At 72.5% G+C, this 25,770-nt stretch carries 20 protein-coding genes; 7 read left to right on the top strand and 13 right to left on the bottom strand.

The window, feature by feature from the left end:
* Positions 1 to 59: 59 nt before the first annotated feature.
* From CWOE_RS29300 to polX, 4 genes are all read right to left on the bottom strand, one after another.
* Complete coding sequence (locus CWOE_RS29300; RefSeq protein WP_012937287.1) at positions 60 to 4,325, bottom strand: phosphodiester glycosidase family protein; 4,266 nt, start codon at positions 4,323 to 4,325, stop codon at positions 60 to 62.
* Positions 4,326 to 4,405: 80 nt separating this feature from the next.
* On the bottom strand, positions 4,406 to 8,686 hold the full coding sequence (locus tag CWOE_RS34400; protein WP_012937288.1) for a phosphodiester glycosidase family protein: 4,281 nt from the start codon (positions 8,684 to 8,686) through the stop codon (positions 4,406 to 4,408).
* A 163-nt stretch (positions 8,687 to 8,849) separates the two neighbouring features.
* Complete coding sequence (locus CWOE_RS29310) at positions 8,850 to 9,395, bottom strand: HdeD family acid-resistance protein (protein ID WP_012937289.1); 546 nt, start codon at positions 9,393 to 9,395, stop codon at positions 8,850 to 8,852.
* A 29-nt stretch (positions 9,396 to 9,424) separates the two neighbouring features.
* Positions 9,425 to 11,203 carry a DNA polymerase/3'-5' exonuclease PolX gene (polX, locus tag CWOE_RS29315; protein WP_012937290.1) on the bottom strand — a complete coding sequence of 593 codons (1,779 nt, stop codon included), beginning with the start codon at positions 11,201 to 11,203 and terminating at the stop codon, positions 9,425 to 9,427.
* Between the two features lie 72 nt (positions 11,204 to 11,275).
* Here polX and trxA point away from each other — a divergent pair, with 72 nt between their 5' ends.
* Together trxA and CWOE_RS32355 are read left to right on the top strand one after the other, a co-directional pair.
* Complete coding sequence (gene trxA, locus CWOE_RS29320) at positions 11,276 to 11,605, top strand: thioredoxin (RefSeq protein WP_012937291.1); 330 nt, start codon at positions 11,276 to 11,278, stop codon at positions 11,603 to 11,605.
* A 207-nt stretch (positions 11,606 to 11,812) separates the two neighbouring features.
* Entirely contained in the window at positions 11,813 to 12,070 is a 258-nt protein-coding gene (locus CWOE_RS32355) for a hypothetical protein (RefSeq protein ID WP_081425562.1), read from the top strand.
* Here CWOE_RS32355 and CWOE_RS29330 read toward each other — a convergent pair.
* From CWOE_RS29330 to CWOE_RS29340, 3 genes are read right to left on the bottom strand one after another with little or no spacing between them, the layout of a single operon-like run.
* A complete protein-coding gene (locus CWOE_RS29330) occupies positions 11,974 to 12,846 on the bottom strand; it encodes a YihY/virulence factor BrkB family protein (protein ID WP_012937292.1) in 873 nt (290 codons plus the stop codon). The genes CWOE_RS32355 and CWOE_RS29330 overlap by 97 nt on opposite strands.
* Positions 12,847 to 12,901: 55 nt before the next feature.
* Positions 12,902 to 13,231 (bottom strand): ArsR/SmtB family transcription factor, encoded by a 330-nt coding sequence (locus CWOE_RS29335; RefSeq protein WP_012937293.1) that lies wholly within the window; start codon positions 13,229 to 13,231, stop codon positions 12,902 to 12,904.
* 5 nt (positions 13,232 to 13,236) lie between these two features.
* Positions 13,237 to 13,665 (bottom strand): SRPBCC family protein, encoded by a 429-nt coding sequence (locus CWOE_RS29340; protein ID WP_012937294.1) that lies wholly within the window; start codon positions 13,663 to 13,665, stop codon positions 13,237 to 13,239.
* Between the two features lie 96 nt (positions 13,666 to 13,761).
* Here CWOE_RS29340 and CWOE_RS29345 point away from each other — a divergent pair, with 96 nt between their 5' ends.
* Positions 13,762 to 14,346 carry an ATP-dependent Clp protease proteolytic subunit gene (locus tag CWOE_RS29345; protein ID WP_012937295.1) on the top strand — a complete coding sequence of 195 codons (585 nt, stop codon included), beginning with the start codon at positions 13,762 to 13,764 and terminating at the stop codon, positions 14,344 to 14,346.
* Here the strand turns inward: CWOE_RS29345 and CWOE_RS29350 are convergent.
* From CWOE_RS29350 to CWOE_RS29370, 5 genes are all read right to left on the bottom strand, one after another.
* Entirely contained in the window at positions 14,331 to 15,362 is a 1,032-nt protein-coding gene (locus CWOE_RS29350) for a phosphotransferase enzyme family protein (RefSeq protein ID WP_201447093.1), read from the bottom strand. The genes CWOE_RS29345 and CWOE_RS29350 overlap by 16 nt on opposite strands.
* A 7-nt stretch (positions 15,363 to 15,369) precedes the next feature.
* Positions 15,370 to 18,519, bottom strand: coding sequence for an isoleucine--tRNA ligase (gene ileS / locus CWOE_RS29355; protein ID WP_012937297.1), 3,150 nt, complete (start codon positions 18,517 to 18,519; stop codon positions 15,370 to 15,372).
* A gap of 57 nt (positions 18,520 to 18,576) precedes the next feature.
* Positions 18,577 to 19,467 (bottom strand): MerR family transcriptional regulator, encoded by an 891-nt coding sequence (locus CWOE_RS29360; protein WP_012937298.1) that lies wholly within the window; start codon positions 19,465 to 19,467, stop codon positions 18,577 to 18,579.
* Between the two features lie 102 nt (positions 19,468 to 19,569).
* Complete coding sequence (locus CWOE_RS29365; protein WP_041731159.1) at positions 19,570 to 20,046, bottom strand: hypothetical protein; 477 nt, start codon at positions 20,044 to 20,046, stop codon at positions 19,570 to 19,572.
* A gap of 65 nt (positions 20,047 to 20,111) precedes the next feature.
* Positions 20,112 to 20,999, bottom strand: a complete 888-nt coding sequence (locus CWOE_RS29370) for a MerR family DNA-binding transcriptional regulator (RefSeq protein ID WP_012937300.1) — start codon at positions 20,997 to 20,999, stop codon at positions 20,112 to 20,114.
* 266 nt (positions 21,000 to 21,265) lie between these two features.
* Between CWOE_RS29370 and CWOE_RS31735 the strand changes: the two genes are divergently transcribed.
* A complete protein-coding gene (locus CWOE_RS31735; protein WP_049793450.1) occupies positions 21,266 to 22,609 on the top strand; it encodes an HD-GYP domain-containing protein in 1,344 nt (447 codons plus the stop codon).
* Between the two features lie 72 nt (positions 22,610 to 22,681).
* On the opposite strand, the gene CWOE_RS32360 is transcribed toward CWOE_RS31735, so the two are convergent.
* A complete protein-coding gene (locus tag CWOE_RS32360; protein WP_160165577.1) occupies positions 22,682 to 22,918 on the bottom strand; it encodes a MerR family transcriptional regulator in 237 nt (78 codons plus the stop codon).
* Between the two features lie 129 nt (positions 22,919 to 23,047).
* Between CWOE_RS32360 and CWOE_RS29385 the strand changes: the two genes are divergently transcribed.
* The 3 genes from CWOE_RS29385 to CWOE_RS29395 all read left to right on the top strand — a co-directional run bounded on the left by CWOE_RS29385 (position 23,048) and on the right by CWOE_RS29395 (position 25,759).
* Positions 23,048 to 23,521, top strand: coding sequence for a hypothetical protein (locus tag CWOE_RS29385; protein WP_041731165.1), 474 nt, complete (start codon positions 23,048 to 23,050; stop codon positions 23,519 to 23,521).
* Positions 23,518 to 24,357: an alpha/beta fold hydrolase gene (locus CWOE_RS29390; protein ID WP_012937304.1), complete on the top strand. Its 840-nt coding sequence runs from the start codon at positions 23,518 to 23,520 to the stop codon at positions 24,355 to 24,357. Before CWOE_RS29385 ends, CWOE_RS29390 begins: the two co-directional genes overlap by 4 nt.
* Before the next feature lie 79 nt (positions 24,358 to 24,436).
* Positions 24,437 to 25,759 (top strand): class II fumarate hydratase, encoded by a 1,323-nt coding sequence (locus CWOE_RS29395; RefSeq protein ID WP_012937305.1) that lies wholly within the window; start codon positions 24,437 to 24,439, stop codon positions 25,757 to 25,759.
* Positions 25,760 to 25,770 lie beyond the last annotated feature (11 nt).

Below are 25,770 nucleotides of genomic sequence, written 5' to 3' on the forward strand. Positions count from 1 at the left end.
CCCGGCGGCGTCCTGGATCGGTGTCGTCCTGCGACACCAATCCAGGACAACCTGCTCGGCTAGCGGACGGTCACCGCCACCTTCGACGCGCCGACCATCAGCGTGTAGCGCCCGCGCGCGACCTTGCGCGAGGCGTTCAGCGCACCCACGCGGCCGGTCGCGACCGAGCGGCCGCCGCGCGTCAGCCGCGCCTTCGCGCTGCGCGCGGCCTTCGCCCGCCGCGCGGCGCTTCTGCCCGTGTAGGTGACGCTGCACGTCACCTTCGTGCTGCCCCTGACCGTGCACGTGACGAGCGCGTCGCGTCCGACGAGGCCGCGGTCGCCCTTCGCGCCCGCGTCGCCCTTGTCGCCGCGGTCGCCCTTCGCTCCCGCCGCTCCCGGCGCGCCGGTCTCGCCCTTCGGGCCGCCCGGCCCGTCGGCGCCGACCGGGCCCGCCGGGCCCTGCCCGCCGACCGGTCCGGCAGGACCCTGCGCGCCGTCGCCGCCGGCCGGTCCCTGCCCGCCGTCAGCGCCGGCCGGGCCGCTCGGCCCCTGCGGACCCTCTCTGCCGGAGGGACCCTGCGGCCCCTGGTCGCCCTGCTCGCCTCTCGGGATCGTCGTGCTCGTCGCCGTCAGCGTCACCGTGTGGCGCCGCTCCGGCGTGTTGCCGGCGAGGACGACACGCGCCGTCGAGGTCGCGTCGGCCTGCGAGGGTGCGAAGCGGACGAGCAGCCTGCACGCCGCGCCCGGCGCGACCGGCGCCGTGCTGCAGCCGTCGGCGGCGAGCAGGAAGTCGCCCTTCGCGCCGGCGAGCGTCTCGATCCGGTCGAAGCCGATCTCGAGCGGCTCGTCGCCGGTGTTGGCGACGGTCAGCTCCTGCGCGGGACCGACCGTGCTCGCCGGCTGCGGCGCGAAGACCGGCGCGCTGATCCACGCGCGCGGTCCCGGTCCGACCGGCGCGGTCACCTGCACGGTCTTCTGCGCGCGGATCGGCGCGACGTCGTCGCCCGCCCGCATCGAGTCGGCCTCGGCGACGATCGCGACCTGGCCCTGCTTGAGCGCGGTCAGCCTGCCGGTCGCGGGGTCGAGGATCGCGACCTTGCCGGCCTCGCGAGCGGCGTCGACCGCCGCCTCGCCGCTGCCGAGCGCCAGCTCCTCCGAGCCCGACCAGCGGACCGAGGCCGGGTAGCGCAGCGGCACACGGCGACTGCCGTTGGAGACGCCAGCCGGCTGCACCAGCTCGCCGCCGAGCGGCGCGGCGTCGCCGACGCCGAGCGCCGCCGGCACGTCGAGGTCGATCTGCTGCGCGAACGGGCGCACGTCGGCGGCGAGCCAGTCGCCCGTCGCGTCCTCGCCGGGGTCGACGCTCCAGCGCACCCAGCCGGTCATCCCACCGCGGTCGGGCGTGCCGTAGGGCGACTTGCCCGAGGACGGCAGCACGACGTACGGGACTCCCTCGACGCGATCGACGTCGACGATCTGCGCGTGCGAGCCGACCATCGCGACGCCCTTGCCGCTGTCGGAGCGGAAGTCGCTCAGCAGCCGCTCGATCAGCGCGACCTCCTTGCGGTCGCCGAGCTGGCTGGCGTCGCCGGGGTCGGGGTCGTTCGTCGGGTGGTGGGCGAAGACCATCACGTTGTCGACCGCGGGATCGCTCGCCGCCGTCTCCAGCGCCTCCTGCAGCATCGGCAGCTGCGCGAAGTCCGAGCCGCGCAGCGAGCCGCGCGTCGAGTTCAGCAGCACGACGCGCGTGCCCTTGTGGTCGAAGACGCCGAACGGTCTGCCGAACTGCGCCGACCAGGCGTTGAGATTGTCGGTGCCGTACGACTCGTGGTTGCCCGGCACGTAGTAGCACGGGACGCTGCTCGCGGTCGGCTCCGGCGCCGGACGGCCGGCCTCGACCAGCTCGCAGCCGCCGTCGGTGAGGACTCTTCTGGCCAGCTCGACGTCGGCCGGGTAGCCGGTGTCGACGATGTCGCCGTTGAGCACGACGAAGTCCGGTCTCTGTGCGCGGATCCGCTTCAGCGCTTGGATCGCGACGGGCACCATCTCCTGGTTGGCCGCGGTGAACTGGACGTCGGAGAGGGTGGCGAACTGGAAGCGGTCGCCGCCGGCCGGCAGTCTGCCGTCGGCGTCGATCAGGCGGTCGCGCTGAAGCGGCGGCTCGGCCGGCGTCTCGATCGCGCTCGGCACGTCGACCTCGAGGTCGTCGATCGTCAGCGAGCCTCTGTACTGCCTCGCGGCCGCCGTCTCGATGAAGCGGACGTTGTCGAGCCGGACCGGGTAGACCACGCCGCTGCTCGGCAGCGACGCCGTCACCTTCGTCCAGCCCGGTCTCGTCAGGTAGTCGCCGCGCAGGTCGAGCGTTCTGCCCGCCGTCGAGGACGAGTCGCGCAGCGAGATCGTCGGCCACTGGCCGTTGCCGTCGCTCTTGACCCAGACGCTGACGCGCAGCGGCTGGCCCGGCAGCGGGATCTGCGTCAGCGCGCGGGCGCCGGCGCTGCGGGTCGCGGTCGCCTGCGTGAAGTCGTAGTCGATTCTCAGCCCCGTGCCGGTGCGGCCGCCGTCGACGACCGCGATCGCGCCCGTCGGCGAGCGGTCGTGGCGGAAGGTCCAGTTCGCGGTGCTGTCGAAGCCGTCGACCGGACGCGTCTCGAAGCCGACCGTGATCGGGATCGCGACGGTCTGCGCGCCGGAGCTGACGCGCAGCACGGTCGCGCCGTTGGCCTTCGGCGTGATCTTCAGGCCGCCGCCGGAGGGCGCGATCGCGACGACGCCGTCGTCGTACTCAAGCTCGGCGTCGAGCGGGTCGATCGCGGCCGCGAAGCCGTCGGCGTCGCGGCCGGTCAGCGCGAGCGTCGTCGCGGCGCTGGCGGTGTCGGTGAACGAGAGGCGGCGGCGCGAAGGCTCGAGCTCTGCCAGCTCGCCGAGCACGCGCACCGGCGCGTCCGCCTGGACGGCGTCGGTCGTCGCGCGCACGCGCAGCGTCGTGCCGGGCGCCTCGGGCGCCTGCAGCAGCCCGCCGGGAGCACGGCCCGCGGTCGTGCTCCAGCGCACGTCGCCGCGCGCCAGCGCGACGGCGCCGCCGTTCTCGTCGACGGCTCTGGCGCCGAACGTGCGATGCAGGCCTGGGAAGACGCGCGTCTCGCCCCCGGAGACGCCGCCTGCGCTCAGCAGCAGCCTGTCCGCGACGCCGCTGCCCGGCGCGAGGAAGATCCCGACGCCGTTGGGCGTCGCGCGCTCGCTGCCGTCCGACGGCGTGTTGCGAATCGTCGCGTCGGTCTGACCGAGCGGGCGCGCGACGAGCGTCGAGGAGCCGCCGCCGTCGAGGTTCACTGCGTCGTCGGCGCCGAGCGAGCGCATCAGCTCGCCCATCTCGCGCAGTCTCGGGCCGAGCACGCTCGTCTGCCGGCCGTCGGCGACCGCGAGGTACATCGTCGTGCGGTCCTCCGAGAAGCCGACCGCCGTGCGCGGCGCGGTCGAGACGTCGCCCTGCGGCTGCACGACGCCGTCGCTGACGAGCGGGTGCGCCGCGCCGATCGCGAAGCGCAGGTCGTCGACACCATCGCCGTTCAGCCTGTAGGCGAAGTCGACTCTGTCACCGGCTCTGAGCGTGCGGATCGCGGCCGCGCCGGCCTCACGGCCGACGAGCGCGATCGTGTTCGCCGGCAGCGTCCCTGCGCCGGCGCCGGCGGGATCGACGGAGACGACGACGCCGTCGGTGACGATCGCCTCGGCGCGGTCGGTCGCGGCCCCGGTCGCCGACGCGCGCGAGTACGGACCCCAGTTGGACGTGTACGCCGCGATCGTGTTCGCGCCGCGCCCGAGCGCGTCGAACGAGCGGACCGCGTGCGCGCCGTCGGGGAACGTCGCGGTCGCCTCCAGCGCGAGCGAGGTGAGCGAGCCGAGGCGGCCGTTCGTGACGCCGACGACGGTCTCCGGATCGCCCGACTTGACGACCCTGCCGCTTCTGATCGCGGGCCGGAGCGCCGCGCCGGAGTTGCCGATGTCGAAGAAGTCGCCGTTGACGCCGGCGATCGCGCCGGCCGCCTTCGCCTGCTGGGAGAGGCCCGTCGCCTGGCCGACGTGGTCGGCCATCAGCAGGTCGGTCGTGACCGCCTGCTCGGCGAGGTCGACGGTGAGGATCTGGGCGTCGGTCCAGCCCGAGGCGCTGAGCGTCTCGAGGTGGCGCAGCTCGATGCCGGGGCCGATCGGCTCGCTGCGGTCGGTCAGCGTCAGCTGGTCGGCCGCGCTCGCCGCGGCCGGCGCCGCGAGCGCGAGCGCGGCGCCGGCCGCGATCGTCGCGCGCAGCCGCCGGCGGCCGCCCGGGGAACTGAAGAGGGTCACGGGTGCTCCTGGAGTCGAAGAGGAAGGAGGGGAGCGCGGCCGGCCCGCCGCCGCGCGGGCGGCGGGCCGGCGACGCGCGTCTAGCGGACGGTCACGGCCACCTTCGCCGCGTTCTTGCCGCTGCCGACGAGCAGCGTGTAGCGCCCGCGGCTGACCGTGCGGCTCGCTCTGAGCGAGCCGACGCGGCCGCTGGCGTAGGTGCGCCCGGCGCGCGTCAGGCGCGCCTTCGACGTGCCCTTGACCTTCGCGTTGCGCAGCGCGCTTCTGCTCGAGTACGTCACGACGCACGTGACTCTCTGGTAGACGCCGCCTCTGACCGTGCACGTGACGAGCGCGTCCCGGCCGGCCGCGCCGCGGTCGCCCTTGGCGCCCTTCTCGCCGCGCTCGCCCGTCTCGCCCTTGGCGCCGGTCGCACCGGGCGCGCCGGTGTCGCCCTTGGCGCCGGCCGGGCCCTGCGCGCCGTCGCCGCCGGCCGGACCCTGCGGGCCGATCGGGCCGGACTCGCCTTGCGGCCCGTCTCTGCCGGCCGGACCCTGCGGCCCGTCTCTGCCGGCGGGGCCCTGCGGACCCTGCGGGCCGGCGGGACCGTCCTCGCCCGGGATGCCGGGCTGGCCCTGGTCGCCCTTGTCGCCTCTCGGCAGACCGGTCGAGGTCGCGTTGATCGTCACCGTGTGACGCTGCTCGGCGGTGTTGTCGCGGAAGACGAACCGCGCCGACGATCTCGCGTTCTCGCGCGACGGGGCGAAGCGCACGAGCACCGTGCACGACGCGCCCGGCGCGACGGGCGCCGCGCTGCAGCTGTCGTCGGCGACGACGAAGTCGCCCTGCGGGCCTTCGAGCGCGAGCACTCTGTCGAGCCCGACCTGGAGCGGCTCCTCACCGGTGTTGGCGACCGTCACCGGCTGCCCGGCGCCGATCGTCGTGGCAGCCTGGTCGGGAAAGACCGGCGCGCTGATCCACGCCTTCGGGCCGGGAGCGGTCGACGGCGCGACTGCGATCGTCTTCGTCGCCGTGATCGGCGCGAGGTCGTCTCCCTCGCGCATCGAGTCGGCCGCGACCGTGACCTCGACCGTGCCGGTCGAGAGCGCCGTCAGCGCGCCCGTCTGCGGGTCGAGGATCGCGGTCTTGTCGGCCTCGCGGGCCGCCTCGACCGCGTCGTCGCCGCTGCCGATCGCGAGCTGCTCGCTGCCGGACCAGCGCAGCGACAGCGGGTAGCGCAGCGGCACGGTGCGGCTGCCGTTTCTGACCCCGCTCGGCTGCACGAGCGAGCCGCCGAGCGGCGCACTGTTGCCGACCTCGAGCGTCGCCGGTGCCTGCAGGTCGATCGTCTGCGCGAACGGGCGCACGTCGCCTTCGAGCCAGTCGCCCGCGGCGTTCTCGTCGCTGTCGACGCCCCAGCGGACCCAGCCGGTGATGCCGCCGCGGTCGGGCGTGCCGTACGGCGCCTTGCCCGACGACGGGAGCACGACGTACGGGACGCCCTCCTCGCGGCGGACGTTCATGATCTGCGCGTGCGAGCCGACCATGGCGACGCCCTTGCCGCTGTCGTCGCGGAAGTCCGACAACAGCTTCTTGACGAGCTGGACCTCGGTGCGGTCGCCGAGCTGGCTCGACTTCGTCTCGGCGGGATCGTCGACCGGGTGGTGGGCGAAGACCATCACGTTGTCGATGCCGTCTTCGCCCGCCGCCTGCTCCAGCGCCTCCTGCAGCATCGGCAGCTGCGCGAAGTCCGAGCCGCGCAGCGACCCGTAGGAGCTGTTGAGCGTGATGAAGCGGGTGCCCTTGTGGTCGGTGTAGCCGTACGGTCTGCCGAACTCGGCCTTGAACGCGTCGAGCGTGCCCTGGCCGCCGGCGACGTACGACTCGTGGTTGCCGGGGACGTAGAGGCACGGAACCGTGTCTGCGGTCGGCGTGGGGACGTCCGGCGTGCCGAGCGGGACGAGCTGGCAGCCGCCTGCCTCCAGCGTTCTGCGCGCGAGCGTCATGTCCTCGGCGGCGCCGAGGTCGACGATGTCGCCGTTGAGCACGACGAGGTCGGGTCTCGTCGCGCGGATCCGCCGCAGCGCCTGGACCGCGACCGGGACCATCTCCTGGTTGACGTGCGTGAACTGGACGTCGGAGAGCGTCGCGAAGCTGAAGTCCGCGCCCTCCTGCAGGTCGCCGTCGGCGGACAGCAGCCGGTCGGAGCGCAGCGGCTCCTGCTCGGGCAGCTCGACCTCGCTCGGCACGTCGGCCGAGACCTCGCCGACGACGATCGAGCCGTCTCTCTGCGCAGCGACGGTCGTCTCGATCGCCTGGAAGGTGTCGAGCTTGATCGGGTACTTCGTGTCGGCCGGGAGCGCGAACTCGACGTCGTTCCAGCCCGGCTTCAGCGCCGCGCCGTAGAGGTTCTTGTAGGTGCCGTCCGCCTGCGCGAAGGCACCGTAGGTGAGGCTGACGTTCGCGCTCGACTTCACTCTCACGCGAACTCTCAGCGGCGCGCCCGGCAGCGCGAACTGCCCGACCGTGCCTCTGGAGGTGATCCCTATGTTGCGGCCGGCGGTGTAGTCGACTCTGACGCCCTCGGCGGTGTCGGTGAGCGTCCGTCTGATCGTCCCCGTGCCCGTCCACATCCAGTTGCCGCTGGCGATCGGGCTGGTCGTCAGGAAGTAGTCGTTGACGTGCGTCTGGACGCCGACGGAGATCGGCAGCTTGACCGACTGCGATCCGGCGGAGACGGTCAGCACCGTGCCGCCCGCCTGCAGCGGCGTGATCTTCAGCGCGTCGCCGGAGGGGGTGACCTTGACGACCGCGTCGTCGTAGTCGAGCTCCAGGTCGGCCGACTCGACCGGGGCGGTGAAGCCGTGCGCGTCGCGGCCGGTGACCTTCAGCGTCCGCGCCTGCTCGGCGCCGGTCGCCGAGAACGAGAGCCGCTGCGAGGACAGCTCGAGCGCGTGCAGCTCGCCGAGCACTCTGACGACGGCCTCCTCCTGCGCGGTGTCGGTCGTCGCCTTCACGCGGATCTGCCCGAAGACGTTCTCGGGCGCCCGCAGCAGGCCGCCGTCGACACTGCCCTCGTTGCTGCTCCAGCGGACATCGCCGCGCGCGAGCGCGACCGGCGTCTGGTGGTCGTCGACCGCCTTCACGCGCAGCGTGCGGTGCAGGCCCGGGAAGACGCGCGCCTGCTCGCCGGAGGGCGAGAGCACGAGCTGCTCGACCTGGCCGTTGCCGGCGCTGACGAACAGGCCGACGCCGTTGGGGTCGTGGCGCTCGGCGCCGTCGGAGGGCGTGTTGCGGACCGCCGCTCTGCTGTCGCCGAGCGGGCGGGCGACGAGTGTCGTCGAGCCGCCGCCGTCGAGGTTCATCGCGGTCTCGGCGCCCGCGTCGCGCAGCAGCTGCGCGACCTTCTGCGTCGTCATGCCGAGCACCTGCGTCTGGCGGCCGTCAGCGACGAACAGCAGCAGCGTTCTGCCGCCGTCCTTGAAGCCGATCGCCGTGCGCGGGTGGACCGACTGGTCGCTGCCGACGACCTGCCCGTCGCGGACGAGCACTTCGTTGCCGCCGATCGCGAACTGGAGCTGCTGCGCGACGTCGCCGCTGAGACCGTACGCGAGTCTGACCTCGTCGCCGGCTCTCAGCGCACGGATCGCGTCGGCGGCGCTCTCGCGGCCGACGAGGTAGAAGCTGCCGGCGGGGATCTCGCCCGCGCCCACGCCGTCGGAGACGGCGACGACTCTGCCGTCGGTGACGAGCGCCTCGGCGACGTTCGCCACGCCGGCGAGGCTGCGCGCGCGGCTGGATCTGCCCCACTTCGGGGTGAAGGCGACGTAGCCGTCGGCGGGAACGGCGCCGGCGGCGTTGAGGGCGGCGACGGGAAGGTCGGCGCCGCCGAACGTCGCCTTCGCGTCGAGCGTCGTGCTGAGCAGCTGGCCGATGCCGTCTCTCGTGACGCCGGTGGCCGGGGCGGTCAGCCCGAAGTTCGCGCTCTTGAGCAGCTCACCGCCTCTGACGGCGAGGTTCTGCGGCGCGTTGGAGTTGTTGATGTCGAAGAAGTCGCCGTTGACGCCCGCGACCGCGCCGGCTCTGTCGGCCTTCTTCGAGATCGGCCCGGCCTCGGTCACGCTGTCGCCGGAGAGCAGGTCGCTCGTGACGACGCCGCCCTGCAGTCTGGCCGTCAGCAGCTGGTAGTCGAACCAGCCGCCGGCTTCGAGCGTCTTGAGGTGGCGCATGCTGACGCCCGGCCCGATCTGCTCGGTCTCGTCGATCAGGTCGAGTCCGCCGGCGTGCGCGGCCGGCGGCAGCGCGACGATCAGCGCCGCCGCGGCGAGCGCCGCGGGCAGGCTCGACCAGCGCCGCTTGCGCGGCGCGGAGGAGGAGGTCAATTGAGTCCTTCGGGTGGAGGAAACGGGACGCGGACCCGCCTGCTCCGTGCGGCGAGTCACGGTGACTCTCACTCTCGTCACCCGTGTGCTCGTGACCGCCCCGTCATGAAGCTGTGGAGATTCTGTGAACCTCGCTCAAGGCCGGGATCGACCGGCTTCCGGGCTACTCGGCCGAGTGTTTCAACGCCGTCGCGGCGGAGATCGCGGCGAAGCCGAAGAAGAGGAAGTCGATCCCGACGAGCAGGCCGATCGCCCAGTCGGAGGACTCCGGCAGCTCCGCCCCGATCAGAACCGCGAGCAGCAGCGTCACGGCGCCGTTGAAGCCCATCAGGCCGGCGCCCGGCAGGCCGCGCTCGGCGATCGCGGCGGCGATCCGCACGACGCCGGCGAGCGCGAAGTAGAGCACCAGCAGCACGGTCAGCGTGTACGTCCCCTTCAGCGGCGCGACGAGCAGCGAGATGCCGGCGGCGCCGGTGATCAGCGCGATCAGCGCACGCAGCACGAGACGGCCGACGTCGCGCACGGCGAACGCGTCGACGAACAGGAAGATCGCGCCGAAGACGAGCATCCAGCCGATGAAGATCGCGACCGTGACGGAGGCGACGGCCGGCACGACGATCGCGATCGCCCCTGCGATCACGGCCAGCACGCCGGCGATCATCAGCCATCTGCGGCTCTGCTTCAGCTGCTCCAGCAGCGCTTCGTTCATGCCCGCCCCTTTCTCGGTGAGACGAGAATCTATCCCGGCGGGGAGACGGTGCCGGCGCGCTTGCGCAGCGGGGCGAACTGCGCCCAGCCGCGCGTGTTGGCGACCTGCTCGGCGGTCAGCCACGCGCGGCGCGCGGTCGCGATCCCGTAGCGCCGGCTGGATGCGAGCGTGCGGGTGCGGTGGGCATCGCTGTTGACGAGGATCCGCACCCCTGCCTGCGCCGCCGCGCGGGCGTGCACGTCGTTGAGGTCGCGGCGGTCGGGCGCGGCGTTGATCTCCAGCATCGTGCCGGTCCGCGCGGCCGCCTCGATCACGCGCTCGACGTCGATCGCGTACGGCGGGCGCGCCTCGATCTTGCGACCCGTCAGATGTCCGATCGCGTCGACCCACGGGTGCTCGATCGCGGCGACCACGCGCTCGGTCATCGCCCGCTCGTCGATGCGGAAGGAGGAGTGGACGCTGGCGATCACCCAGTCGAGCCGCGCGAGCAGCTCGTCGGGGTAGTCGAGCGAGCCGTCGGGCATGATGTTGACCTCGCTGCCGGCGAGCAGCTCGATCCCGGGAAACGCGGCGTTGGCGGCGTGGATCCGCTCGATCTGGATCTCCAGCTGCTCCGCCGAGACCTCGTCGCCGAAGCCGTGCGAGGCGGAGTGGTCGGTGATCGCGAGGTACTCGTAGCCGAGCGCCTGCGCCGCCTCCGCCATCTCCTCGATCTCGTTTCTCCCGTCCGACGCGGTCGTGTGGCTGTGCAGGTCGCCGCGCACGTCTTCTTCGCGGATCAGCTCCGGCAGGCCGCTGCCGCCGTCGAGCAGCGCCGCTCTCAGCTCGCCGCGGTTCTCGCGCAGCTCCGGCTCGATGTAAGCGTAGCCGAGCTCCGCGTAGACCTCCTGCTCGGTCGCGCAGCGCAGCGTCTCGCCGGTCGCGTCGTCCAGCACGCCGTACTCGGAGACGTGCAGCCCTCTCTTCACGGCCGCCTCGCGGAGCGCCATGTTGTGCTCCTTGGAGCCGCTGAAGTGCTGCAGCAGGTTGCCGAATTGGTCGGGCGCGACGACCTTCAGGTCGACGCCCATCCCGCTGTGGGTGCGCACGCGCGCGCCGGCGTCGCCGACGCCGGCGATCGACTCGACGAGGTCGGAGGCGGTCAGCGCCTCCGCGAGCGCGCGCGGGTCGTCCGCCGTCGCGATGATGTCGAGGTCCTTGACGCTGTCGGCCCAGCGTCGGGCCGAGCCGGCCAGCTCGACGCGGTGCGAGGTCGGATGGGCGCGCAGCAGCTCCAGCAGCGGCTCGGCGATCGCGAGCGCGCGGTCGAGCACGAAGCGGCCGCCGGTCTTGCCGTCCGCCGCGTCGGCGTTCGCGCGCGCGATCGCGGCGAGGAAGTTCTCCTCCGCTCTGACGCCGAAGCCCTTCAGGTCGCGGATCCGCTGCTGTCTGGCGGCGGTCTCGAGCGACTGGAGCGAGTCGACCCCAAGCTCCTCGTAGAGCCGCCGCGCGCGCTTGGGCCCGAGGCCCGGCAGCCGCGTCATCTCCAGCAGGCCGGCGGGGAACTTCGCCCGCAGTCTCGCGGCCTGCGGGATGTCGCCGGTCTCGACGAGCGCGACGAGCTTCGTCTCCAGCGTCGCGCCGATGCCCGGCAGCTCGGTGACGCGCCCGTCGCGCGTGAGCGCGGCGACCGAGACGGAGGCGTCGCGGACGACCTTGGCGGCGTTGCGATAGGCGACGACGCGGTGGATGATCGCGCCGTCGAGCTCGTAGAGGTCGCCCAGCTCGTCGAAGGCGGCGGCGATCTCGCTGTTGGTCGGGTCTGCCATGGATGAGAACCTACCCTGCGACACCCCACTACACTAAGTGAAGTAAGCAGCCGATTCCCGCAAGGAGCCCTCATGGCAGGCACCATCACCGAGGTGACCGACAACAACTTCCAGGCCGAGGTCATCGAGTCCGACGTCCCCGTCCTCGTCGACTTCTGGGCGCCGTGGTGCGGCCCGTGCCGGATGGTCGCGCCAGTGCTCGAGGAGATCGCCAGCGAGAAGGGCGAGGCGCTGAAGATCGTCAAGCTGAACGTCGACGACAACCAGCAGACGGCGATGAACTTCGAGGTCCTCTCGATCCCGACGCTGATCCTCTTCAAGAACGGCGCGGTCGCGAAGAAGGTCGTCGGCGCGTACCCCAAGCGCAAGCTCGAGGCCGAGCTGGAGCCCGCGCTGGCCTAGCAGGACCCGCGCGCGACCGCGACCGACGAGGTCAGCGGTCGCGCCGGCCCGTCGGGACGTGCAAAGCACCCTGTTATGGTCAGCTGCACACCGACGGAAGGGGCCACCGTGCCCTACATGAAGTGCACCCACTGCAGGATCCGATTCGCGCGCGGACACGTCGCACCAGACCCCGCGCTCACGGCCTGCCCACGCTGCGCCCGCCCGTTGGAGGCGGCCGCAGACCTCGCCTCGCTGATCGGCTTCCGCATGCCGGACGACGTGACGCCGCAGCCGCCGCCGACGCACATCTCGGCTGCCGGGCTGCGCCGCATCGGAGCGGCGCTCGCCGACGTCGACGCGTTCGTCGCCGCCGAGCGCGCGAGCGATCAGCTCGAAGGCTTCGCCGGGCCGCCGGCGGCGGCGCGCGCGAGGCGCGAGCTGTTGAGCACGCCGCCGAGCAGCAGCACGAACGCGACGACGTAGAACCACACGAGCACGATCAGCAGGAACCCGAGCCCGCTGCCGAGCGAGCCGATCGTCGAGACGTCGGTGAGGTAGAACGGGAACGCCCAATTGACGAGCGTGACGCCGAGCGTCGCGAGCAGCGCCCCGGGCCAGATCGCCCGCCACGGCAGCGCGCCGCTCGGCACCGCGACGTAGATCACGCACGTGACGGCGAACAGCACCGTGACGCCGCCCGCGATCCCGAGCCCGAGCGTGAACGCGTGCCAGTTCGCGAGGCCGAACGGCAGCACCTCCCCCGCGCCGACGAGCACCGCGGCCTGCAGCGCCGGCAGCGCCACGCTCGCGGCGAGGAACAGCGCGGCGACGACCAGCATCGCGAGCGCGAACAGCTTCTGCTTGACCCACGAGCGGCAGGGACTGTCGTAGATGCGGCAGAAGGCCGTGTCCATCGCGCCCCAGAACGACGTGCCGACCCAGATCCCGCCGACCAGGGCGACGATCCCGATGCTCGTCGCGTTGTCGCGCACGGTCGCGAGCGTGTTGCGCACGCTGCTCTCCGCCGCCTGCGGGAACAGCCGCTGGATCTCGTTGACGATGCTCGCCTCGGTCGCCTCGCTGCGCACGACCTGGCCGACGACGAACAGGACGAGCAGCACGAACGGGAAGATCGACAGCAGCAGGTTGTACGCGACCATGCCCGACAGGCCCGTCACGTTGGCCTCGTAGGCCATCCGCCACAGCAGCTTGAGATGCTGCAGCGGGTGGTGGTGCCACCGCTCGGTGCGCTTGGTCACACCTCCAGCATCGCCGCACCGTCTAAAGCCGAAGCGCTCCGCCGCGCTCCGCCGATCAGCCGCCGACGTGCCGGCGCAGCTGCTCGAGGCGGCGGTCCCACTGCCCGCCGACCTCAGCGATCCAGCGCATCGCGTCGTCGAGCGGGTCCGGCGTGAGGCGGTAGAGCGTCTCGCGCCCGGCTCTCGCGGACGTCACGAGCCCGGCGCCCGCGAGCAGCGCGAGGTGCTTGCTGACCGCCTGGCGCGAGATCGGCAGCTCGCCGGCGAGCGCCGAGGCGGTGACCGTCTCCTGCCGCGACAGCTCGCGCACGACGGCGCGCCGCGTCGGATCGGCGAGCGCGGCGAAGACCGCGCCAGCCTGCGCGTCGACGCCGCCTGAGGTCATCGCGCTCACGCCCAGACCGCGACCGAGCAGGCCGACAGCGCCGCCATCCGCTGCGTCCACGCCGTCGGCGCGCCCGCCGGCGCGAGCGGCACGTCGCCCGCGCGCAGGACGCGCGTGCGGACCTCGACGACCGAGACGCGCGTGCCGCCCTCGACGTCGTCCAGCGTCAGCTCGACGAGCGACTCCTCCAGCTCCTCGTCGTGCCAGCGGAACGCGATCCGCCGCTGCTCGGCCAGCTCGTCGACGACGCCGACGCGCGTCGTGCCGTCCTCCCAGGCGAACGTCGCGGCGCCGCCCTCGCGGGCGTCCAGCTCGACCTCGTCGGCGAGCCAACAGGCGAGCTGCGCGGGGTCGGTGACGGCCTCCCACGCCCGCTCGCGCGAGACGGGCAGCACGACGGCGCGGTGGACGGCGGCGGCGGGCTCGGCGGTCATCGGAGGCTCCTGACAGTTGCGCAACTCATGGGTTGCTAGTCTAGCGCCCACGCAATACGCAACTCAAAGGTTGCGCTTCGATCCAAAGGAGCCCACATGTCCCCGCTCGTCCCGATGGTCGTCGAGCAGAGCCCGCGCGGCGAGCGCTCGTTCGACATCTACTCGCGCCTGCTCAACGAGCGCGTGATCTTCCTCGGCCAGGAGGTCAACGACGACATCGCCAACCTCGTCGTCGCCCAGCTGCTGCACCTCGAGTCGGTCGATGCCGACAAGGACATCAACCTCTACATCAACTCGCCCGGCGGCTCGGTCTCGGCCGGCTTCGCGATCTACGACACGATGCAGCTGATCCGCCCCGACGTGGCGACGATCTGCGTCGGCATCGCGATGTCGATGGGCTCGTTCCTGCTGTGCGGCGGCGCGAGCGGCAAGCGCATGTCGCTGCCGAACAGCCGCATCCTCAACCACCAGCCCTCCGGCGGCTTCCAGGGCCAGGCGACCGACATCCAGATCCACGCCGAGGAGGCGCTCGCGGCGCGGCGGCGGCTCGAGGAGCTGTACGCGCTCCACACCGGGCAGCCGATCGAGCGGATCCACGACGACATGGAGCGCGACCGCTACTTCACGCCGGAGCAGGCGGTCGAGTACGGCCTGATCGACAAGATCTACGAGCGGCGCTGAGCGGCGGCGGCCGCGGTGGTCCCGCCGAGCACGAGCCGCGCGAGACCGGTCGGCGACAGCACGCTGCTGAAGGTCCCGAGCGCGTCGGCGCGCTGCCGGTCGCCGCGACCGCCGACGTCGAGGACCTCTTCGGCGGGGCCGGCGAGGTCCTCCAGCGCACGCACGCAGCGGTAGTAGGCGAGACGATCCGGATCGACGTCGACGGGCCCGTAGCCGTCGAAGAACCACGCCTGCTCCTGCGCGCCGACGGGCGCGAACGGCAGCACGCCGCCGAGCACGAACATCAGGTCCCGTTCGCGCGGGGCGAGCACCGCGTCGTCCCAGTCGATCAGCCAGACGTCCTCGTCGCCGCTGACGAGCACGTTGAGCAGATGCGGGTCGCCGTGGCAGACGACCTCCGTCGCCTGCTGCGCGCGCAGCACCCGCCCGAGCGCGTCCGCACGGTCGAGCAGCGCCGCGACGACCGCGGCCGCACCGCCGCGCCACTGCTCGGCGAGCGCGCGGACGAGGGGATCCGCCGTGGCACCGGCGTCGGCGGCAGCCGCCTCGACGGCGGGTCCGAGCGCGCGCGCGGGCGCCGCCCACCGCTCCGGATCGTGCGGCTCGCGCGGCAGCGTCCGCAGCACCGCGTCGCTCGGCGGGGTGGCGTGCACCTGCGCCAGCAGCGCCCCGTAGCGCCGCCAGCGCCGCGCGGTCAGCTCGCCGTCGAGCGCGCCGATTCCCGGCGCCCACGGCACGAGCGACAGCCGGCGGCCGTCGTGCTCGCTCCACAGCCGACCCGCGCGGGTCGCCACCGGCGCGAGCACGCCCGGCACCCCGCACTCGGCCAGGCGCGCCGCGACAAGCAGCGCGACCGGCGTCCCGCCGCCGCTCCACTTGACCGCGTAGCCCGCGCCGTCGGAGGCGAGGCCGCGGCGCACCTCGGCCGCCGCGTCGGCGCCGTGCTCGACCGGCTCGACGGACGTCAGCTCGACGCCGAAGTCCTCCCGGACCCAGGCGCGCAGGCGGTGGTCCACGTCCACGCTACGTGCGCGCGACGGCGATGCTGAGCGGCTCGCCGTCGATCCGGACCGCGCCGCCGTCGCCCGTCGCATCGCCCGCGACGACGAGCGTGTCGAACGACAGCGTCGTCGCTAGCGTCTCACGCGAGATGTAGTCGGCGTTCTCGTTGACGGCCGCTGCCAGCTCCTCGCCGCCGCCGAGCGTCAGCGCGATGCGGTCGGATATGTCGAGGCCGGCGTTCTTGCGCGCCGCCTGGATCGCGTGGACGATCTCGCGCGCGATCCCCTCGCGCCGCAGCGCGTCGTCGAGCGTCAGCTCCAGCGCGACGGCGTGCGATCCCTCGCGCTCCAGCTGGTAGCCGTCGAGCGGCTGCATCGCGGTGATCAGGTCCTCGGCGCCGAGCGAATGGTCTCTGCCGTCGATCGAGATGCCGACCGTCCGGCCCTCCCGCAGCGCCGTCGCGACGTGCGCGGGGTCGAGGCCGGCGACCGCGGCGGCCACCATCGGCATCGACTTGCCGAAGCGCGGCCCGAGCGCGCGGTAGTTCGGCTTGACCTCGATCCGGCCGAGCTCGTCGGCGGCGGCGGCGAAGCGCAGCTCCTTCACGTTCAGCTCGTCGCGGACGACGTCGGCGAGCCGCTCCAGCGCTGCGCGCTCTCTGCCGGTCGCGACGATCACCGCGGCGTGCAGCGGCTGGCGCAGCTTGATCTTCGACTGGCCGCGCGCGGCGAGCCCGAGCGTCACCGCCTCACGCGCGACGCCCATCGCGAACTCCAGCTCCTCGTCGCGCGGCGCGGCGACCGGGAAGTCGGTCAGGTGGACGCTGGACGGGCCGTCGGGATCGAGGTTGCGGTAGATCTCGTCGACGAAGAACGGCGTGAACGGCGCCAGCATCTGCGCGACCGCGACGAGGCAGTGGCGCAGCGTCGCGAACGCATCGGCGTCGCCGTCCCAGAAGCGGCGGCGGGAGCGGCGCACGTACCAGTTCGAGAGATCGTCCACGAACGCCTGGATCGCGCGGCCGGCGGTCGTCGCGTCGTAGTCGTCCATCCGCTCGCGGACCGTCTCGACGGTCGCCGACAGGCGCGAGAGCGCCCAGCGGTCGAGGTCGTTCGTGAGCGCGGAGGGGTCGGGCGCGGGCGGCGGCGCGACGTCGTTCGCGTTCGCGTACATGACGTAGAAGCCGTACGTGTTCCACAGCTGCAGCAGGAACTGCCGCACCATCTCGCCGATCGTCTCGTGCGAGAAGCGGTAGCCGTCCCACGGCTGCTTGGAGGTGAAGAAGTACCAGCGCAGCGCGTCGGCGCCGAATCTGTCGAGCACCTCGTCGGGGACGACGACGTTGCCTCTCGACTTCGACATCTTCTGACCCTCGCCGTCGAGGATCAGGCCGAGGCAGACGACGTTCTTGTACGACGACTGGTCGAACAGCAGGGTCGACACCGCCAACAGCGAGTAGAACCAGCCGCGCGTCTGGTCCAGCGCCTCGCAGACGTAGTCGGCCGGGAAGCGTTCTCTGAAGACTTCGGCGTTCTCGTGCGGCGCGTGCCACTGCGCGAACGGCATCGCGCCCGAGTCGAACCAGACGTCGATCACCTCGGGCACCCGTGTCATCCGCCCGTTGCACTGCGCACACGGGAACGAGACCTCGTCGACGTACGGCCGGTGCGCGTCGTCGAGCCGCACGCCGGAGCGCTCCTCCAGCTCGTCGAACGAGCCGATCGCGTGGACGTGGCCGTTCTCGCAGCGCCAGATCGGCAGCGGGGTGCCCCAGTAGCGCTCGCGCGAGAGCGCCCAGTCGACGTTGCCCTCCAGCCAGTTGCCGAAGCGGCCGTGCTTGACGTGCGGCGGGTGCCAGTTGACCGTCTCGTTGGACGCCAGCAGCCTGTCGCGGATCTGCGACGTGCGGATGTACCACGACGGCTTCGCGTAGTAGATCAGCGGCGTCCCGCAGCGCCAGCAGTGCGGGTAGGCGTGCTCGTACTCCTCGGCGCGCAGCAGACGGCCGCGGCCGCGCAGGTCCTCGACGAGGTCGCGGTCGGCGTCCTTGACGCCGCGACCGGCGTACGCGCCCATGCGGTCGTCGTAGGTGCCGTTCGGCTTGACCGGGTTGACGACCGTCAGCCCGTACTGCTCGCCGAGGCGGAAGTCGTCCTCGCCGAACGCGATCGCCGTGTGGACAATGCCGGTGCCGTCCACGGCGGTGACGAAGTCGCCGACGAGGACCGTGTGGCCGCGCTCGCCGTAGGCGGAGCCGGGGATGTAGCCGAACGGCGGCTCATAGCGCGCGCCTTCGATCGCGGCGCCCGGGAACCGCTCGACGACCTCGGCGCCTTCGCCGAGCACGCGCTCGACGAGCGCCTCGGCGAGCACGAAGACAGCGTCGTGCTCGGCGCTCCGCGCCCGCACGTAGGTCAGCTCCGGGTCGACCGCGACGGCCGCGTTGGACGGCAGCGTCCACGGCGTCGTCGTCCAGATCAGCAGCTCGTCGCCGGCGTGCAGCGGACCGGCCGGCTCGGTGACCGGGAAGCGCACGTAGACCGACGGGTCGACGACGTCGCGGTAGGCGCCCGGCTGGCCCAGCTCGTGCGAGGAGAGCGTCACCTGGTCGCGCGGGCAGTGCGGCACGACCTTGTAGCTCTCCGTCAGGAGGCCCTTCTCCCAGATCGTCTTCAGCGCCCACCAGACGGACTCGATGTAGGAGTTGTCGAGCGTCCGGTAGGCGTCGTCGAGGTCGACCCAGTAGCCGATCCGCTCGGTCAGGCGCGACCAGTCCTCGAGGTAGGTGAAGACCGACTCACGGCACTTCGCGTTGAATCTCGCGATGCCGTACTCCTCGATGTCCTCCTTCTTGTCGAAGCCCAGCTCGGCCTCGACCGCCAGCTCGACCGGCAGGCCGTGCGTGTCCCAGCCGCCCTTCCGCTCGACGCGGTAGCCGGTCATCGTGCGGTAGCGCGGGAAGATGTCCTTGAAGACGCGCGCCAGCACGTGGTGGACGCCGGGACGGCCGTTCGCCGTCGGCGGGCCCTCGTAGAAGACCCACGGCTCCGCGCCGGCGCGGTTGGCGACGGTGCGCGGGAAGACGTCCTCCGCCTTCCAGCGCGCGAGGACCTCGTCCTCCAGGGCGGGGAAGGACTGCTGCGGATCGACGGGGCGATGGGGCGATGACATCGAGCGACGATTGTAGGAGGACACCGCGAGCTGACGCGGCGTCCTCCGGCGGTCGCGCTAGATCCCGAGCAGCGCGCGCTGCGGCGCGGTCAGCTCGGGCGCCGGCTCCGGCGCGGCCGCGGGACGCGCCGTCAGGCGCTCCAGCAGCAGCTCGCCGGCGGCGAGCGGAGCGGAGCCGAGGCGGCGGACGGTGCTGGCGCCGGTGTCGGGCAGCGCACCGCCGAAGTCGAACACCTCGATCTCGCGCTCGGCGCTGCGGACGGCGTAGACGAGCCTGCCGATCGCGTCGAGCGAGGCGCGCCGGCCGCCGAGCACGAGCGCGTTCGGGCGCAGCGCGCGCAGGGCGCGGCCGAGGCGGGCCGGGTCGAGGCCGGACGTCAGCACGAGCGTGCGCAGCCCGACGCGCCGCAGCATCAGCTCGAGCGCCTGCACCTGCAGCGCCTCGACGTCGCACGGCGCGGAGGAGTCGAAGATCAGCACTGCCTCCTGACGCGAGGCCGGCGGCGCGACGCGGCGCAGCGCGGACATCCAGCCGGTCGCGAAGCGCCAGCCGAACTCGTACTCGGCCTGGCTCGCCTCGTCCTCGGCGCGCTCGGCGACGGCCGGCAGCAGGACCTCCTGGATCGTGCGCTCGAGCGAGCGCAGCGCGAGGCTCTCCTCCAGCAGCAGCGCGGCCTTGTCCTCGTCGAAGCGGCCGAGCGCCGCGCCGAGGCGGCCGGACGACGGCAGGCCGACCCCGCGCTGACGAGCGAGCGCGATCGCTGAGGAGACGTTGTGGGTCTCGTCGAACGCCTGCTTCAGCGCTTCGATCTCGTGCAGCTCGTACTGGCGGTGGCCGCCGGAGGTGCGGGCCGGCGTCGGGTAGCCGAAGCGCCGCTCCCAGCTCCGCAGCGTGTTGGGGCTGACCCCGAGCATCACGGCCGCCGCGTTGGTCCGAATTCCGCTCATCGCGGAGCGGTTATCCCCTTTTGCGCGTCTTCTTACAAGATCCGCAACGAAACGTGCACGAAAACGCTCGCGTTCACGGGTTGCGCGAGCGCGAAACGCGCGCTATTCGAGCACGAGCAGCGCGGCGCGCGGCGGCCCGCACGCGCCGACGCGCAGCGGCATCCGCACGCCGAAGACGTTCGCCGGGCGCACCATCACGCGGCGCGGCTCGTCCTCGCCGCGCGCGGCCCACATGATCGCGGCGGCGAGGTTCTCGGCGCCCGCGGCCTCGGCGTCGGCGGGCGTCAGCAGCTCGGTGACCGGGCGGTTGATGACGTCGGTCTCCGCGACGGCCAGCAGCCGCTCGCTCTCGGCCGACAGCGCGCAGACGGCGAGCGAGCCGTCGACGATCAGGAAGGGGTCGTTCTGCTTCGGCACGGCGTCGGCGCGCGCCTCCAGCAGCAGCCCGAGGCCGCACTCGCCGCAGACGCGCGCGGGCGGTGCGGGCGTCTCGTTGTTCGGCGGCGGCGACCCGCAGTGGCCGCAGAACCACTGGGACGGACAGGCGTCCTCAGCCGTCGACGGGACGAGCCGAAGCATTGCTCGCGCCGAGCGATCTGGGGAGCCGGTCATCTCAGTGGGCCTCCTTGCCGTGTGAGCGGGCGCTACGCGCCGTCCGCGAGCAGGCGCGGAGTCGACGTTCGAGTGGTGGACGGGTGGGAGATCGCGTGACTCGCCATCTCCATCAGGTGCCGAGCTGCCTCTCCTGGCGTGCTCGGAAGGATCGCCGCACCGGTCGTGCGCACGCGCTGGCGCTGCGACCCGCGGCGGTAGACGGCGACCGGCAGCGCGCCGGTCGCGAGCCGCACGGCGTACGCCCAGCGCGCGACCGCGTCGTCGGCGAGCGCGCCGCCGGCGATCACGACCGCGTCGGGACGGTGGGTGGCGAGCGCCTCGGACATGTTCGAGACGCCGCGCACAGACAGGCCGAGGACCGTCGCGCCCGAGCGCGCGAGCAGCAGCTCCAGCGCGCGGATGTAGGCGGCGTCGGGATCGAGGTCGTCACGCGAGGCGTCGCCCAGCACGACGGAGACCGACTGTATCGACGGCGTCACCAGCCGCTGCGCGCGGCGCAGCCAGCTGTTGCCCCAGCGTGCGCCGAACGCCCACTGGACGGAGTCGGTGCCGTGGCGGCGCGCGACCTCGTCAAGCGCGGTCAGCAGCACCTCTTGGACTGCGCGATCGAGCGAGCGCAGGGCGAGCGCGCCTTCCAGCGCGGCATCGGCACGCGAGCCGTCGAAGGCGTTGAGCGCGCCGACGAGCGCGTTCGTGTCAGCGCCGAGGCCCTCGCGTGCACGTGAGACGGCGGAGGAGATCGAGAGGCCGTCGAGCAGCGCGTCGCGCAGTGCCGCGATCTCCCCATGCGTGTAGAGGCGATGGCGCCCGGGCGAGCGCTGCGGACGCGGGAAGCCGAAGCGGCGCTCCCAAGCGCGCAGTGTGTTCGGACTGACGTTGAGCAACGCAGCCGCTTCGCTCGTCTTGAGGTAGCGCATCACAGACCACAGTCGGCGTCCGGGCCGTGTTTCAGGTGCGCTCCGCGCAACATTGCACAACTTTTGGCGCCCAAATGCTGCAAAAGCTCCATCGAGGGGCTATCGTTCTTCAGGCAATCGCAGCGGGGCCGGCGCCGAATCAGGGGCGCAACGGGGCCGAAAGCAGCAGTCCAGACGTGAAGGAGGGTCGCAATGATCTGGCGCAACAAGTAGTCCAAAGCTTGCAGTGACTCGTAATGGTCCGTGCGGACCGTTACCTTCCGGACATGCGTGTCACACGCGCGTGGCCGGAACGGGCCAGCCTTGTCAAGGGGATCGCCTTCGCCGGCACGCTCGCGTGCGTCGGGTGGGCAGTCGCGATCGCCGACACAGGTCGGTTGGACTGGCTCTTCTTGGTGCTTGCGCTCGGTGCGATCGGCGCGAACTTGTTCGACGCCCGCACCGAGGCGCAGCGCGTATCGATCTCAGGTCTCGCCCTCGCGGCGATACTCGTGATCGCCTTCTTCGGTCCGGCGTGGGCATTCGCCGTCGTCGTCACGGCCGAGCTGATCGACTGGTGCATCACGCGCTACCGGCCCGTGAGCATGCTGGTCAACATCTTCGGCGGCGGCGCGCCGATGCTGGTCGCCGGCACCGTCTTCGAAGCCGTCCGGCCCGCGGAGGACGGCTCCGTCGGCTTCTACCTCGCGCTCGCGCTCGCCGCGGTGCTCGTGCTGGTGCTGAACCTCGTGCTCGTCGCGTGGCTGACGTCGCTGCTCGACGGCTTCCCGTTCCTGCCGACGCTCGCCGGTGCTTCGCGGACGCTCGTCGTCTCGCTCGCGATCAACGTCCCGCTTGCGCTCGCCGCCGCCGGGCTGTGCCTGGAACTGGGCGTCGGGGGCTCCGCGTTCGCCGCCTTCACGCTGATCGCGTTCGGCTACATGGCGAACCTCGTCGCGACCGCGCGCCACAGAAGCCGCCAGTACGCGTCGCTCTCCTGGGGCGTCCTGTCCGGCCTGCTGCGGACGCTCGACGTCCGCGATCCGCGCGCGGCGCGCCACGCCGCCGCCGTCGCCGCCTTCTCACGTGACATCGCGCGCGCGTCCGGGATGGGAAGAGAGGAGTGCGAGCTCGTCCACACGGCCGGCCTGCTGCACGACATCGGCCACTTCGCGCTCTCCGACCGCGTCTCCGAGCGCGGCCGCGTCCTCAACGACGAGGACTGGACGGCGATCCGCCGCCACCCGGAGCTGGGCGCCGACATGCTGCGCGACCTCGGCCTCTACGGCCCGGTCGCCGAGATCGTCCACGCGCACCACGAGCGGATCGACGGGCGCGGCTACCCCGACCGGCTCAGCGCGGACAGAATCCCCGAGGCGGCGAAGATCATCGCCGTCGCCGAGGTCTACGACACGCTGACCGCGCACGACACCTACCGCACGCCCGTCAGCTCGTTCGAGGCGCTGACAGAGCTGCGGCGCGTCAGCGGCACGCAGCTCGACGGCAGATACGTCGAGATCCTGGCCGAGCTGCTCGCCGGCAGCGACATCACGTACCGGCACGCCGACGCAGCCGACTTCGGCCGCGAGCTCGACCTCGAGCGCCGCATCAACGACGCCGCGGCGAGCTGATCGAACCTATGGACCGGCGCCGCTGCCCTCCCGAGGCCGGCGCGACGGTGTGAACCCTGCCCGAGTTTCGTTCTACCCTGTGGCGCGCTGCTCGCCGGTCTGACCGCGCTCATCGCGAGCGGCCACGCCGGTCTGTTGCAGCGAACGCACGAACTGCTCGATGTGCTCGACGCTGAAGCGCCGCTGGCCACCGGGCGTACGGTAGGACTGGAGATATCCCATGTCCGACCAACGACGCACGGTTCCGAGCGAGACACCGAGCTCGCGCGCTGCCTGAGAGGTCGAAAGACCCAACGGACGCGAGTTCATCCCATGCATTTGCAGAGGCATGGATGCATTTGTCCCCCCTTCGCCCCCCGTGCGCAGCGATGCGGAGGTTTTGCACAACCTCGAGAGTGGAAGGTGATGCATCGCGTTCGACCTGAGAGGATGCGCCCAGTGCGACGGCTCGCCCTCGTCCGTGCGCGCCCCGCCGCGCTCGCCGCGCTTGCGGCGCTGACGCTGCTGGCGGCCTGCGGCGGGGAGGAGAGACTGCCGCAGGCGTGCATCACGGCGCGCGCAGCCGACGTGCTGAAGGTGCTGGAGCAGGCGCCGGAGCGGGCCACGCTGGCGGACGGGACGCCGCTGTCGGCCTGCATAGACCGCGCCGAGGACGACGCCCAGCTGCAGACGCTCGGGATCACCTTCGTGGCGGTCGCCGACCACCTCGCCGCGCGCGTCGAGCGGAGCCCGCGGGCCGCCTTCCAGCTCGGCTTCCTGATGGGCGCGGCCGAGCGCGGCGCCGGGCCGACCGGCGGAACGCAGGCGGAGCTGGTGCAGCGGCTGGAGCAGACCGTCTCGTTCCAGCTCGGATCGGCGGCGCGCGAACGGGAGCTGCTGCGCGGGATCGCCGCCGGCAGAAGCGACGGATGAGGCTCCGGCTCTACCACCACCGCGACGGCGCGCGCGTCGCCTACCGCGAGACCGGCTCCGGGCCCGGACTGGTGCTGCTGCACTCGCTCGGGCTGTCGCACCGCGAGTGGGAGCCGGTGATCGAGCCGCTCTCGACGCGCTTCCGCCTCGTGCTGCCCGACCTGCCGCTGCACGGCGACAGCGAGGACCGGCCGCGCCACCCCTATTCGCCCGACTGGCTGACCGAGGTGATCGCCGGCTTCTGTGCCGAGACGCTCGGGCCGCGCCCGCTCGTCGGCGGCCACGACCTCGGCGGCGAGCTGCTGCTGCGCGCGGTCTCCGGCGGCCTCCTCAGCCCGCGCCGGCTGGTGCTGATGCCCAACCGCCTCCACCGCCGTGACGAGCTGCGGACGCGCCGCGCGCTGTGGCGCGGCGCCTGCAAGGCGGCGGCGCTGCCCGGGGTCGACCGCGCGCTGGCGCGCGGCGCCACGTTCGTCTTCCGCCCCGCGATCGGCGAGCGGCTCTCGCATCAGCGCAACCCCGCCGCGCGCGACCTGATGCGGCACGCGTTCATGGACGTCGCCGGCAACGGCAACCGCGCCCGCTCGTGGGCGAAGTTCGTCCGCCGCTGGCCTGCCGAGCCGCAGCGCCAGCTGCTCGACGCCTACCCGGCGATCGCGGCGAGAACGCTGCTGCTGTGGGCCGACGCCGATCCCGCCCACCCGCTGGAGGCGGCGCGCGAGGCGCTCGACCTGCTGCCGGACGGACAGCTGCGCGTGCTGCCGGACACCGGCTTCCTGATGGCCTACGACGATCCGGTGGGCCTCGCGCGCGAGCTGATCTCGTTCTGTGGGTAGTTCACGTGCGCGCGTACCAGCGAGCGCGGACGGAGTAGCGTTGGGGTTTCCGAGATCGAGATCCAGAGGCGGAGGTTTCATGGGCGTGCAGGAGCAGGAGCAGCTGTGGGGCGGCGAGACGACGAAGGCGGTCGCGAACTTCCCGGTCTCCGGTGAGCGCGTGCCGGTGCCGGTCGTGCGCTGGCTCGGCCGCATCAAGGGCGCCGCGGCGCGCGTCAACGGCGAGCTGGGCCTGCTCGACGGGGAGATCGCCGAGCGGATCGCGGCGGCCGGCGACGAGATCGCCGCCGGCAAGCACGACGGGCAGTTCCCCGTCGACGTCTTCCAGACCGGCTCCGGCACGTCGTCGAACATGAACGCCAACGAGGTGATCGCGACCCTCTCCGGCGCGCACCAGAACGACCACGTCAACATGGGCCAGTCGTCGAACGACGTCTTCCCCTCCGCGGTCCACCTCGCCGCGCTCGACGAGGCGACGAACGACCTGCTGCCGGCGCTTGAGCGGCTCGAAGCGGCGTTCGCGGCGAAGGCCGCCGCGTTCGAGGACATCGTGAAGTCGGGCCGCACGCACCTGATGGACGCCGTCCCGGTCACGCTCGGCCAGGAGTTCTCCGGCTACGCCGCGCAGATCCGGCTCGGCGCCAAGCGCGTCCGCAACGCGCTGCCGCAGGTCGCGCAGATCCCGCTCGGCGGCACCGCGACCGGCACCGGCCTCAACACGCACCCCGAGTTCGCGGCGCGGGTGCGCGGCAAGCTGGCTGAGTCGAGCGGGCTGGAGATCCTGCCGCCCGAGGACCCGTTCGAGGCGCAGGGCAACCGCGACGCGCTCGTCGAGCTGTCCGGCGCGCTGAAGGTGATCGCCGTCTCGCTGACGAAGATCGCCAACGACCTCGCGCTGATGGGCTCGGGCCCGCGCGCCGGGATCGGCGAGCTGTTCCTGCCCGAGCTGCAGAAGGGCTCGTCGATCATGCCGGGCAAGGTCAACCCGGTGATCCCGGAGGTCGTCCTCCAGGTCAGCGCGCAGGTGATCGGCAACGACACCGCGATCACGGTCGGCGGCCTGCAGGGCCAGTTCGAGCTGAACGTGCGGATCCCGCTGATCGCGCGCAACCTGCTGCAGTCGATCTCGCTGCTGGCGAACACGTCGCGGCTGTTCGCCGAGAAGTGCGTCGAGGGCATCACCGCCAACGAGGCCGGCTGCGAGCGCTCCGCCGAGTCGACGCTTGCCGTCGCGACGGCGCTGAACCCGTTCATCGGCTACGACAAGGCGAGCGAGATCGTCAAGGAGGCGGCCAGCTCGGGTCGCACGCTGCGCGAGGTCGCGCTCGAGAAGGGCGTCTCGGAGGAGACCTACAACGAGGCGATCGACCTGCGCAGAATCGCGCGCGGAAGCGCGGCGTAGCGCTCGAACGC

It is taken from the genome of Conexibacter woesei DSM 14684, from assembly GCF_000025265.1.
GTDB lineage: Bacteria > Actinomycetota > Thermoleophilia > Solirubrobacterales > Solirubrobacteraceae > Conexibacter > Conexibacter woesei.

Coding starts and splice junctions, on each gene's coding strand:
- CWOE_RS29365 (WP_041731159.1), bottom strand. CDS start 20,046: ATGCTTCGGCTCGTCCCGTCGACGGCTGAGGACGCCTGTCCGTCCCAG.
- CWOE_RS29395 (WP_012937305.1), top strand. CDS start 24,437: ATGGGCGTGCAGGAGCAGGAGCAGCTGTGGGGCGGCGAGACGACGAAG.
- CWOE_RS29345 (WP_012937295.1), top strand. CDS start 13,762: ATGTCCCCGCTCGTCCCGATGGTCGTCGAGCAGAGCCCGCGCGGCGAG.
- ileS (WP_012937297.1), bottom strand. CDS start 18,519: ATGTCATCGCCCCATCGCCCCGTCGATCCGCAGCAGTCCTTCCCCGCC.
- CWOE_RS29340 (WP_012937294.1), bottom strand. CDS start 13,665: ATGACCGCCGAGCCCGCCGCCGCCGTCCACCGCGCCGTCGTGCTGCCC.
- CWOE_RS29390 (WP_012937304.1), top strand. CDS start 23,518: ATGAGGCTCCGGCTCTACCACCACCGCGACGGCGCGCGCGTCGCCTAC.
- CWOE_RS29335 (WP_012937293.1), bottom strand. CDS start 13,231: ATGACCTCAGGCGGCGTCGACGCGCAGGCTGGCGCGGTCTTCGCCGCG.
- CWOE_RS31735 (WP_049793450.1), top strand. CDS start 21,266: ATGCGTGTCACACGCGCGTGGCCGGAACGGGCCAGCCTTGTCAAGGGG.
- polX (WP_012937290.1), bottom strand. CDS start 11,203: ATGGCAGACCCGACCAACAGCGAGATCGCCGCCGCCTTCGACGAGCTG.
- trxA (WP_012937291.1), top strand. CDS start 11,276: ATGGCAGGCACCATCACCGAGGTGACCGACAACAACTTCCAGGCCGAG.
- CWOE_RS29370 (WP_012937300.1), bottom strand. CDS start 20,999: ATGCGCTACCTCAAGACGAGCGAAGCGGCTGCGTTGCTCAACGTCAGT.
- CWOE_RS29360 (WP_012937298.1), bottom strand. CDS start 19,467: ATGAGCGGAATTCGGACCAACGCGGCGGCCGTGATGCTCGGGGTCAGC.
- CWOE_RS29310 (WP_012937289.1), bottom strand. CDS start 9,395: ATGAACGAAGCGCTGCTGGAGCAGCTGAAGCAGAGCCGCAGATGGCTG.
- CWOE_RS32360 (WP_160165577.1), bottom strand. CDS start 22,918: ATGAACTCGCGTCCGTTGGGTCTTTCGACCTCTCAGGCAGCGCGCGAG.